This is a genomic window from Enterobacter sp. K16B, assembly GCF_020216105.1.
Taxonomy (GTDB): domain Bacteria; phylum Pseudomonadota; class Gammaproteobacteria; order Enterobacterales; family Enterobacteriaceae; genus Enterobacter; species Enterobacter sichuanensis.
In genome coordinates, this window is sequence record NZ_JAIWJZ010000155.1 from 1 (window position 1) to 10525 (window position 10525).

General features: G+C 56.5%; 9 protein-coding genes. 1 reads left to right on the top strand and 8 read right to left on the bottom strand.

Annotated elements, in window-relative coordinates; all coding sequences use genetic code 11:
• The 8 genes from hflK to nnr all read right to left on the bottom strand — a co-directional run.
• Window positions 1-1137: FtsH protease activity modulator HflK (gene hflK, locus LDK53_RS21565; protein WP_225288035.1), on the bottom strand; the 1137-nt coding region annotated here is incomplete at its 3' end.
• Between the two features lie 56 nt (window positions 1138-1193).
• Window positions 1194-2474: a ribosome rescue GTPase HflX gene (gene hflX, locus LDK53_RS21570; protein WP_045284415.1), complete on the bottom strand. Its 1281-nt coding sequence runs from the start codon at window positions 2472-2474 to the stop codon at window positions 1194-1196.
• Between the two features lie 74 nt (window positions 2475-2548).
• Window positions 2549-2860 carry an RNA chaperone Hfq gene (gene hfq, locus LDK53_RS21575; protein WP_045284414.1) on the bottom strand — a complete coding sequence of 104 codons (312 nt, stop codon included), beginning with the start codon at window positions 2858-2860 and terminating at the stop codon, window positions 2549-2551.
• 85 nt (window positions 2861-2945) lie between these two features.
• Window positions 2946-3896 carry a tRNA (adenosine(37)-N6)-dimethylallyltransferase MiaA gene (gene miaA / locus LDK53_RS21580; RefSeq protein ID WP_025758256.1) on the bottom strand — a complete coding sequence of 317 codons (951 nt, stop codon included), beginning with the start codon at window positions 3894-3896 and terminating at the stop codon, window positions 2946-2948.
• Window positions 3889-5733, bottom strand: coding sequence for a DNA mismatch repair endonuclease MutL (gene mutL, locus LDK53_RS21585; RefSeq protein WP_225288036.1), 1845 nt, complete (start codon window positions 5731-5733; stop codon window positions 3889-3891). The genes miaA and mutL overlap by 8 nt, the downstream gene beginning before the upstream one ends.
• Before the next feature lie 9 nt (window positions 5734-5742).
• A complete protein-coding gene (amiB, locus tag LDK53_RS21590) occupies window positions 5743-7077 on the bottom strand; it encodes an N-acetylmuramoyl-L-alanine amidase AmiB (RefSeq protein ID WP_059386959.1) in 1335 nt (444 codons plus the stop codon).
• A gap of 16 nt (window positions 7078-7093) precedes the next feature.
• Entirely contained in the window at window positions 7094-7555 is a 462-nt protein-coding gene (gene tsaE / locus LDK53_RS21595) for a tRNA (adenosine(37)-N6)-threonylcarbamoyltransferase complex ATPase subunit type 1 TsaE (protein WP_008502923.1), read from the bottom strand.
• On the bottom strand, window positions 7548-9071 hold the full coding sequence (gene nnr, locus LDK53_RS21600) for a bifunctional ADP-dependent NAD(P)H-hydrate dehydratase/NAD(P)H-hydrate epimerase (RefSeq protein WP_225288037.1): 1524 nt from the start codon (window positions 9069-9071) through the stop codon (window positions 7548-7550). The genes tsaE and nnr overlap by 8 nt, the downstream gene beginning before the upstream one ends.
• On the opposite strand from nnr, the gene queG reads away from it, so the two are divergent.
• A complete protein-coding gene (gene queG / locus LDK53_RS21605) occupies window positions 9070-10209 on the top strand; it encodes a tRNA epoxyqueuosine(34) reductase QueG (RefSeq protein ID WP_045284410.1) in 1140 nt (379 codons plus the stop codon). The two genes, nnr and queG, sit on opposite strands and share 2 nt — an antisense overlap.
• Window positions 10210-10525: the final 316 nt, after the last annotated feature.

A 10525-nucleotide genomic window follows, 5' to 3' on the forward strand; every position in this document is an offset into this window, starting at 1 on the left:
CAGCAGGTTGTTGGCACCGCTGGTGTCAGCCTTCGCTGCCGGCGCTGAACCGCCCTTAAGCATCTGATCCAGTGGCAGCACCATCAGGTTTCCGCCTTTGTTGTCATTAACCAGCACTTTACGCGTGTGGCTAAGCACTTTTTCCATGGTCTCGATATAGAGACGCTCACGGGTAATTTCCGGAGCCGCTTTGTATTCCGGCAGGATTTTCGCGAAGCGCGCCACTTCACCCTGGGCTTCCAGGATGGTCTGGGTCTTGTACGCACGCGCTTCTTCAAGAATACGCTGCGCCTGACCGTTAGCACGCGGCTGAACTTCGTTGGTGTACGCTTCCGCTTCTCGGATGTACTGCTGTTCGTTTTCACGGGCGGCGATGGCGTCATCAAACGCGGCCTTCACCTCTTCCGGCGGACGAGCGGCCTGGAAGTTGACGTCCAGCAGAGTGATACCCATGTTGTACGGACGAATGGTCTCTTCCAGCTCACGCTGGGTATCGCTACGAATAACGGTACGACCTTCAGTCAGAATACGGTCCATGGTGTATTTACCGATCACCCCGCGCAGGGCGCTATCGGTCGCCTGGCGCAGACTGTCATCGGCGCTGGTCACGCTAAACAGATAACGTTCAGGATCGGTGACGCGGTACTGGACGTTCATCTCAACGCGCACCACGTTCTCATCAGACGTCAGCATCACACCAGACGCCGCCAGTTCACGGACCGATTCCACGTTGACCGCGGTCACGTCGTCAATGAAGGTCGGCTTCCAGTTCAGACCAGGCTCAACCAGATGGCTGAACTTACCAAAACGCGTAACCACACCGCGTTCCGCTTCTTTAATGGTGTAGAACCCGGTAGCAGCCCAGATGATTACCACGGCAGCGGCAACAATACCCACTACGCGACCACCCATTTGCGGGCGCGGCCCCTGGGTGGAATTCCCACCTGAGCCAGAACCTTTACCTCCGCCAAGACCACCAAGCTTCTTGCTTAGCTTGCGGAAGATATCATCCAGATCTGGCGGCCCCTGCTCGCGACCACCTTTGTTGCCATTTCCCCCAGAGTTGCCGCCTTGATTATTGCTGCTTCCCCACGGGTCGCGGTCCTGTCCGTTATTACCGGGCTGATTCCACGCCATGTATATGCTCCATATTTGTTATGCAAGGGCGAATTATTCAGGCATCCCCTTTCTGATCAGACGATATAGTCCGCCAGCGCAGGTTCTTGTTTACAGAGGCGACGCCAGTCAACGATCGGCATACGCACCTGCATCCCCACGCTGCCGTCATCCTCCATCCACTCTTTTTCTATCGCCTGAAGCTGATAAAACCGGCTGCGCAGCCTGCCTTCCTGTGGCGGCAATCGCAGCGTGTGCTGGGCTACCTCACCGGAAAGACGTTCTGTCAAAGCCTGGAAAAGCAGTGGCACACCAATACCGGACTGGGCAGAAAGCCAGACCCGAATCGGTTTGTTCTCTTCATCTCGGTCGATACGCGGCTCGAAATCCTCCAGCATATCGATCTTGTTCATCACCAACAGGGTTGGGATCTCGTGGGCGTCGATCTCTTCGAGCACCACGTTTACCGCGTCGATGTTCTCCTGCACGCGGACGTCTGCCGCGTCAATCACGTGCACCAGCAGAGTCGCCTGTCGCGTCTCCTGCAGGGTGGCTTTAAACGCCGCCACCAGGTCATGCGGCAGATGACGGATAAACCCAACGGTATCCGCCAGCACCGTCTCGCCGACGTCGGCTACGTCGATACGACGCAATGTGGGGTCCAGGGTCGCAAACAGCTGGTCTGCGGCATACACCTGGGCCTCGGTAATCTGGTTAAACAGGGTGGACTTACCGGCGTTGGTATACCCCACCAGCGACACCGTCGGGATGTCGGCTTTTGAGCGCGCGCGGCGCCCTTGCTCACGCTGTTTCTCAACGCGTTCCAGACGTGAGAGGATCTGGGTAATACGGCCACGCAGTAAACGACGGTCGGTTTCGAGCTGGGTCTCACCCGGACCGCGCAAACCAATCCCGCCTTTCTGTCTTTCAAGGTGGGTCCAGCCACGCACAAGCCGCGTCGCCAGATGGCGCAACTGCGCCAGCTCAACCTGCAGCTTACCTTCGTGGGTACGTGCACGCTGAGCAAAAATATCTAAAATCAACCCTGTGCGATCGATAACACGGCATTCGCAAAGACGTTCCAGGTTACGTTCCTGAGCCGGAGACAACGCATGGTCAAACAGCACGACTGACGCGCCGGTTGCTTTTACGGCATCCGCAATTTCTACTGCTTTACCTTCACCAACAAAATACTTTGGGTGCGGCGCTTTACGGCTACCGGTAATCACCTGCAATGCTTCGACACCGGCGGAAGAGACCAGAGATTCAAACTCCTGGAGGTCTTCCATATCTTTGTCTTGCGTAAAATAGATGTGTACCAGCACCGCCTGCTCACCGGCATCATAACGGTCAAACAAGCGTAAAATCCTCAAAAAAGATCAGCGGGGAACGCAGGATCGCTGGCTCCCCGTGTGGATAACAGCGCGAAACCTTATTCGGTGTCTTCGCTGTCCTGCGCTGGCGCTGAAGAGCCCTGCGCGTTACTGCCATGATGGTAGTTACTGCCCGTGCCGCCGCCCGCGTTATTGCTGTGATGAGAGACCGGACGAGACGGAACAACAGTAGAGATAGCGTGCTTGTAGACCATCTGGCTGACCGTGTTTTTCAACAGGATCACGAACTGATCGAAAGACTCAATCTGACCTTGCAGCTTAATACCATTCACCAAATAAATAGAAACTGGAACACGTTCCCGACGCAATGCGTTCAGGAACGGATCTTGTAAAGATTGCCCCTTAGCCATTCTATCTTTTCCTTATATGCTTGTTTTGTACTTAGAACCTTGCGATTCTGAAAAATTGCGCACGATACGACTCAATTGTACACATTCAGTGAGCGATATCACCAACAACCTCAATCACTTCGTTTAACGCCTGTTGTGGTTTTTCACTGTCTAGCCAGTGAACCCCCTCCCAACCGCGCAACCAGGTGATCTGGCGCTTCGCTAACTGTCTCGTGGCGCAAACACCTCGATAAACCATTTCATCGTATGAAATCTCACCTTCAAGATACGACCACATCTGGCGATATCCCACACAACGAATGGAAGGCATGTCCGTATGCAAATCTCCACGGGCAAATAGCGCCCGCACTTCTGCTTCAAAATCTGAAGCTAACATCTGATGAAAACGCTGCTCAATTCGTTGATGGAGCAGTTCACGGCTCGCCGGGGCGATGGCGAACTGATGCACCTGATACGGCAGAGCGTCTCCTGACGTTTGCGTCAGTTCCGTTAAAGTTTTACCCGAAATGAAAAAAACTTCCAGTGCCCGGGAAAGCCTTTGCGGATCATTTGGATGGATTCGCGCTGCCGCTACCGGGTCAATCTCCGCCAGTTGCTGATGCAAAACGTCCCACCCCTGCTCTGCCGCCTGCTGCTCAATCTTTGCTCGTATTTCCGGGTCCGCTGATGGCAGAGGAGAGAGCCCCTCCAGCAACGCCTTGAAATAGAGCATGGTTCCGCCAACCAACAGCGGTATACGTCCCGCCGCGGTTATCTCGGCCATCTCGGCTAAGGCATCCCGGCGAAAATCCGCTGCGGAGTAGGCCTGAGCCGGATCGAGAATATCCAGCAAACGGTGCGGTGCCGCACGCAGCTCTTCTGCGTCAGGCTTCGCCGTGCCGATATCCATCCCCCGATAAATGAGGGCGGAGTCGACGCTAATCAACTCTACAGGCAAAACTTTACGCAACTCGATGGCGAGCGCCGTTTTGCCGGAGGCCGTTGGGCCCATTAAAAAAATTGCCTTAGGCAGGCTCGCCTTACTGACATCAATCATGTTTCAGGGCGTTCATCGCCGTTTGTAAATCAACAGGTTGCAATAACCCACCCGGCGGCGCTTTCACCAGATGCGGACAGAGGCGTTCAACCTCCGCCAGCACGCTAATGGCCTGTGCCATGCTCCACGGCGCGTGTTCGCTGGCCAGATGGCGGGCGATCCACTGTGCGGTGTTAGCGGCATCAAACGATGTTTGCTGCGCCAGGTAGCCTATCAGTTCAGGAATCAAGTTTTGTAAATTTTGTTGGCGTAAGGGTAAAGGCACTGCACGAATTGTCACATGTTGTGGTTCGAGCACGATTTCAATCCCCATCTGCGCCAGTTGCGGCTCCGCACGCTGCAATACCCTTGTTTCTTCGGGGGATATTTTCAGGCGAACCGGGATCAATAACGGCTGCGCACAGGCCGCATTTTCGCCCGGCGTCAACTGGACCTGTTTGAGCCAGCGTTCAGCGACCGGCAATGCAAGAAGCATCAATTTGCCGTCACGTTCAAGCAGTGCCATATCTGGCGCGATGATCGTCAGCACCCGGCCAAAACTCTGGCTATGGCCGTCCAGAGAAGGCTGAGGAGCCGGAAGGGATTCTTTACGCTCCACAGCCGGCGTTTCCAGCAGTTTGCGATACAACGCCCCCTGCTGCTTTTGATAGCCAGGCTGGGCATGCGGGTAGTTGGCCCCCGTCGGGCGCGGTGCAGTTCCTGCTGAGGAGAAACGCGGGGCTTCCGGTTCCCGTGCAACGGCAGGCTCCGCAAAATGGTTACGGCCCGCAGCAACACGATTTTCCGGGAACGGGCGTGGCGCAGCTTCTGCCTGTTCCAGCGGCAATGTCGGTTCTACCTGCTGCTGTAGCACGCTGAGCACGCCCTGATAGATAAAATCATGCACCAGTCGCGACTGGTGGAACCGCACTTCATGCTTGGCAGGATGCACGTTCACATCCACCTGATGCGGGTCAATCTCCAGATAAAGCACGAAAGCGGGCTGCTGATCGGCCCCGAGCTTGTCTTCGCAGGCCTGGCGAATGGCGTGATTGATGAGACGGTCGCGCATCATGCGGCCGTTCACGTAGCAATACTGGATCTCCGCAAACGCCGCGCTGCTGGCATTCGGGTCAGCCACCCAACCGCGCAGCGCCAGATCGCCATGCTGCCACTCAATAGTCAGCGCCTGTTCCAGAAATGGTGTACCGCAGATTGCCCCCAGACGGCGCTCTTTCTGCCCCCCCTCTGCCACCGCGCGATACTGGCGCATCACCTTACCGTTATGGCTGAGGTTGATGGTGACATCGAAACGGGCCAACGCGATACGCCGAATGATCTCGTCGATATGCCCGAACTCGGTTTTTTCGGTACGCATAAACTTGCGGCGGGCAGGCGTGTTATAGAACAGATCTAATACTTCAAGCGTCGTACCGACAGGGTGCGCCGCGGGTTTGACCGTCACGTCCATATCGCGCCCTTCGGCGTATGCCTTCCAGGCCTCCTGCTGGTCCGCGGTGCGGGAAGTGAGCGTTAAACGCGAAACCGAGCTGATACTGGCCAGCGCTTCGCCGCGAAACCCGAGGCTGATAATCGCTTCCAGGTCATCCAGAGAGGCTATTTTACTGGTGGCGTGACGGGCCAGCGCCAGCGCCAGCTCGTCTTTTTTAATGCCGCAGCCGTTGTCACGAATGCGAATCAGCTTTGCGCCACCGCGTTCGATATCAATATCAATGCGGGTCGCACCCGCATCGAGGCTGTTTTCCACCAGCTCCTTCACCACCGACGCAGGGCGCTCCACCACCTCACCGGCGGCGATTTGGTTCGCAAGCTGCGGCGGTAGAACCTGAATCGGCATGAATGCTCCTTAGTTTGTCGCGGTCATCTCACCCGGCAGCGCGGCACTTGCCGTCTGGGCAGCTCCGCCCTGCGGCGCGGACTGCAGCGGATGAGCCTCGAAGTATTTACGCAGACCGTTATAAATCGCTTCGGCAAGCTGTTGCTGATAGCTGTCGCTGCCCAGCAAGCGTTCTTCACTGTTATTGCTGATAAAGCCGGTTTCCACGAGGATCGAAGGAATATCCGGCGAACGCAGAACCCCGAGGCTCGCATGCTCCGGACGGCGCTTGTGCAATGCCCCGATGCCCTGCAGCTGGTTCAGTACGTTAGTGGCGACATCATACCCGACGCGCTGGGAATGACCGAACTGTAAATCCAGTACCGCCTGGCTGAGATACGGGTCAGACTGGCTGTTAGCCAGCACATCCCCGGCACCGCCTAACAGTTCAGACTGTTTCTCATGCTCTTCAAGCCAGTTGGCCATTTCACTGTTTGCCCGGCGGTTCGACAGCACCCATACCGATGCGCCGGTCGCATTACGGTTAGGTGCGGCATCGGCGTGAATGGAGACCAGGAAATTGGCATTCTGCTTGCGCGCCACGTCTGAGCGGCCCATCACGGAGATAAAATAGTCGCCGTCACGGGTGAGCACGCCTTTAAACATCGGGTCGTCGTTTAACAGCGCCCTGAGTTTGCGGGCAACCGCGATTGTGACGTTTTTCTCCTGCGTACCGCCCGGGCCAATCGCGCCAGGATCCTGACCGCCGTGCCCCGCATCAATGGCAATAATCACTTTGTCACCGCTGACCACGCGGCGTGCGCTGGCCGCAGGACGCGTAACGGTATTGCTGCTGGTGACGCTGGTTATGCGGTCGCTGTCTGTTTTGAAGGGATTACGCGCCGGTTCTGAAGGACGCGGGGTATACACCGGCGCTTCCACGCGTTTCGCGACAACCGGCGGCGGTGGAGGCGGCGGCACGTCTGCATTGATGGTAAATACCACCGTATAGTTCGCACCGTTTTGCTGCTTCACCGCCTTCGTTTTACCCTTTTCGGTCAAATCGACCACCAGACGCAATGACTGACTATCTTTTGGCGTGCCCGAGCGAATACTTTTCACCAGATTGTTACCGCTGAACTGCAGCGGTAATCCCTGGATCACGCCGGTCTGTTTGATATCCAGCGCCACGCTGTGGCTGTCTGGCTGTGAAAATGCATATTCAGGATCGCCCATAAAGCTGAATGTGATCCGGGCCTGGCTTTCGCCGTTCGAGACCTGAATATCGGAGAGGTTTGCCGCCCCGGCCTGCGCGCACAGCAGCACCGTGGCAGCCAGCAACCAATTTTTAACGCGATTTATCATCCCGTCATCCCTACGCTTAACCGGCCAGACGCGCCAGTAAGGAACTGCCTGATGAGGAAACCGCACTGATGCGAGCCTCACGCCCTTGTGCCTGGTAATCTAAGTGAATTTCGACATCCGGGTCAGGCAGGACACCCGCACCTTGTTGCGGCCACTCCACCAGGCAGATGGCATCATTGGCAAAATAATCACGGATCCCCATAAATTCCAGCTCCTCAGGATCCGCAAGGCGGTATAAATCGAAGTGGTACACCATGAGATTTTCAAGGGTGTACGGCTCTACCAGCGTGTAGGTTGGGCTTTTCACATTCCCGTTATGCCCTAACGCCTGCAAGAAACCCCGGCTGAAGGTGGTTTTACCCGCCCCTAAATCACCATACAGATAAATGACGGTTGCCCCCTGACAGGCCTGCGCCACGCGCTTGCCGAGATCTAAAGTGGCTTGTTCATCAGGTAAAGGAATCGCTCGATTAGTCATTTTCTACGTCAATCACATCCGGGTTAACCACACGCCGCAGCGTGCAAAAGAGATCGGTGGCCAGCATACCGCGTGTACCGTAACGCGCAGCCAGTTTATCTGCCGCGGCACCGTGGGCCACGCAGCCCGCGCAGGCTGCATCATAAAGGGGAAGTTTCTGTCCAAGCAATGCGCCAATGATACCGGAAAGCACATCGCCCATGCCGCCGCTCGCCATGCCCGCGTTTCCGGCATCGATAATGCTCTGAGCCGCATCACTGGCGACAACGGTTCCTGCCCCCTTCAAAACGGCAACACCTCCGTAACGTTTTACCAGACGCTGAGCAGAAAGTAAGCGATCGCTTTCAATTTCTGCCACGCTGCAGTTAAGCAGGCGCGCGGCTTCGCCGGGGTGTGGCGTCAGAATGCGATTGTGACGCTTATCCGGATTGATTGCCAGAAGGTTCAGCGCGTCGGCATCCCACAGCATCGGTTTACGAAAATTCTCGACCTTTTGCAGGGCCTGTTTACCCCACGCCTGCTGTCCAAGACCGGGTCCAATGACGACCACATCCGCCCATTCCAGGCTTTCTTCAAGGGTCTGGAGCGTAAGCTCATGGACCATCAGCTCCGGTCGGGCGGTGATTATCGGCGCAATATTCTCAACGCGAGTGAGCACTCGCACTAAACCTGCACCGCTTCGTAATGCCGCTTCACCGGCCATGCGGATAGCGCCCGCCGTACCGTGATCGCCCCCCACTATCACCAGCTTGCCGTGATCGCCTTTATGGGACGTCGGGCGTCGGGGCGGAAGCCACGCAGCAAGGTGAGACGCATCAAAACGCGCGATGCGCATTTCCTGTCCTGCCAGCCAACTCTCCAGCCCCAGCGCATGGTGGTGCAACACGCCGACCACGTCCCGTGCTTTGCCGGTCAGCAAACCCGGTTTCAGGGCGATGAACGTCACCGTGTGCGCAGCCTGAATCACCGCCCCCGGCGTCGCTCCTGTTTGTGCGAGCAGACCCGACGGAATATCCAGCGCGACCACCGGCGCGGCGTGCCGGTTGGCGTGTGTAATGAGCGCAGCAATGTTCTCGCGAGGCGCGCTGCGCAGGCCGGTGCCCAGCAGACCATCAACAATCAGATCAACATCCTCTGGCCAGACGATATCTGGCGCATGAATCACGCCGCCTGCGTTCAGCCATGCCTCCCGCGCCGCGCTGGCCTCTTCCGGCAGCGGTTTATCACTTTCGAGTGCCAGCAACGTCACGCGGATCCCCGCAGCCACCGCAAGACGGGCAACCACGTAACCGTCACCGCCGTTATTGCCATGTCCGCACATTATCAGCCAGTGTGCAGCCTGCGGGTACGCGCTGCGGGCAACGTCAAACACCGCCTCGCCTGCCCTCAGCATCAGTTCATAAAGGGTGACACCGAGACTGTCAGCCGCCTCTTTTTCGGCATGCCGGAGCGCGTCCGCATGCCAGATGGAATGTGGTATACTTGCGGGGTTTTTCTTCACCGTATGGTCCGTCATGTCACAGCCCCTCGATCTCAATCAGTTAGCGCAAAAAATTAAACAGTGGGGTGCTGAGCTCGGCTTCCAGAAGGTAGGTATTACCGATACCGACCTCTCCGCCAGCGAGCCGAAACTGCAGGCCTGGCTGGATAAACAATACCACGGCGAAATGGAATGGATGGCGCGTCATGGCATGATGCGCGCCCGTCCACACGAGCTTTTGCCGGGCACGTTACGGGTCATCAGCGTGCGCATGAACTACCTGCCCGCCAACGCGGCGTTTGCGCGTACGCTCAAAAATCCCTCACTGGGTTACGTCAGCCGGTACGCCCTGGGGCGTGATTACCACAAGCTCTTGCGTAACCGCTTAAAAAAACTCGGGGAGACTATTCAGCAGCACTGTGTTTCGCTGAATTTTAGACCCTTTGTCGATTCTGCGCCCATTCTTGAGCGCCCGATCGCTGAAAAAGCCGGGCTTGGCTGGACAGGTAAGCACTCACTTATCCTTAGCCGCGACGCCGGTTCGTTCTTCTTCCTGGGAGAACTGCTGATTGATTTACCGCTGCCGGTAGACGGTCCGGTCGAGGAAGGCTGTGGGCGCTGCGTGGCCTGTATGACCATCTGTCCGACAGGTGCCATCGTCGAGCCCTACACCGTTGATGCACGCCGCTGTATCTCCTACCTCACCATCGAACTGGAAGGGGCGATCCCGGAAGAATTTCGACCGCTTATCGGAAACCGGATCTACGGCTGTGACGACTGCCAGCTCATTTGCCCGTGGAACCGCTATTCGCAGCTCACGGATGAAGAGGATTTCAGCCCGCGTAAGGCGCTCCATGCCCCGCAGCTCATTGAACTGTTTGCCTGGACCGAAGCCTGGTTCCTGAAAGTGACGGAAGGGTCGGCCATCCGCCGTATTGGCCATCTGCGCTGGCTGCGAAATGTTGCCGTAGCGCTGGGCAATGCCCCGTGGGATGAAGCGAATATCCGGGCGCTGGAAAGCCGTAGAGGTGAGCACCCACTTCTTGATGAACACATAGACTGGGCGATTGCGCAGCAAATTGAGAAGCGTAATGCCTGCGTGGTGGAGGTGCAGCTTCCTCAGAAACAGCGGCTGGTGAGGGTAATCGAAAAAGGGCTCACGCGGGATGCGTGATATATTCACAGCCTGTGAATAAAAATAAAAACTCAAGCGCCATCTGGGCTTGAGAAGAGATCAAGTGATCTCGATAACATTTTGAAATGAAAATTTATCCTTAAAATACAATGCATTAAAAAGATACTATTCACCCTGCTAACTTTTAGACCGGTTCCGCTAAAGCGTAGTTTCTGTGGATAACTCTGTTTACAAGAGTATTTCAGATGCAATAGAAAACGTCCTCAACGAGGTTATTCGCTGTGGATATTTTGGAGACGAAGAAGAATTTGGAGCGGGAAACGAGACTCGAACTCGCGACCCCGACCTTGGCAAG

Bases quoted from the DNA above. Each gene is read 5' to 3' on its own strand.
- mutL (WP_225288036.1), bottom strand. From the start codon at position 5,733: ATGCCGATTCAGGTTCTACCGCCGCAGCTTGCGAACCAAATCGCCGCC.
- tsaE (WP_008502923.1), bottom strand. From the start codon at position 7,555: ATGACTAATCGAGCGATTCCTTTACCTGATGAACAAGCCACTTTAGAT.
- nnr (WP_225288037.1), bottom strand. From the start codon at position 9,071: ATGACGGACCATACGGTGAAGAAAAACCCCGCAAGTATACCACATTCC.
- miaA (WP_025758256.1), bottom strand. From the start codon at position 3,896: ATGATTGATGTCAGTAAGGCGAGCCTGCCTAAGGCAATTTTTTTAATG.
- amiB (WP_059386959.1), bottom strand. From the start codon at position 7,077: ATGATAAATCGCGTTAAAAATTGGTTGCTGGCTGCCACGGTGCTGCTG.
- hfq (WP_045284414.1), bottom strand. From the start codon at position 2,860: ATGGCTAAGGGGCAATCTTTACAAGATCCGTTCCTGAACGCATTGCGT.
- queG (WP_045284410.1), top strand. From the start codon at position 9,070: ATGTCACAGCCCCTCGATCTCAATCAGTTAGCGCAAAAAATTAAACAG.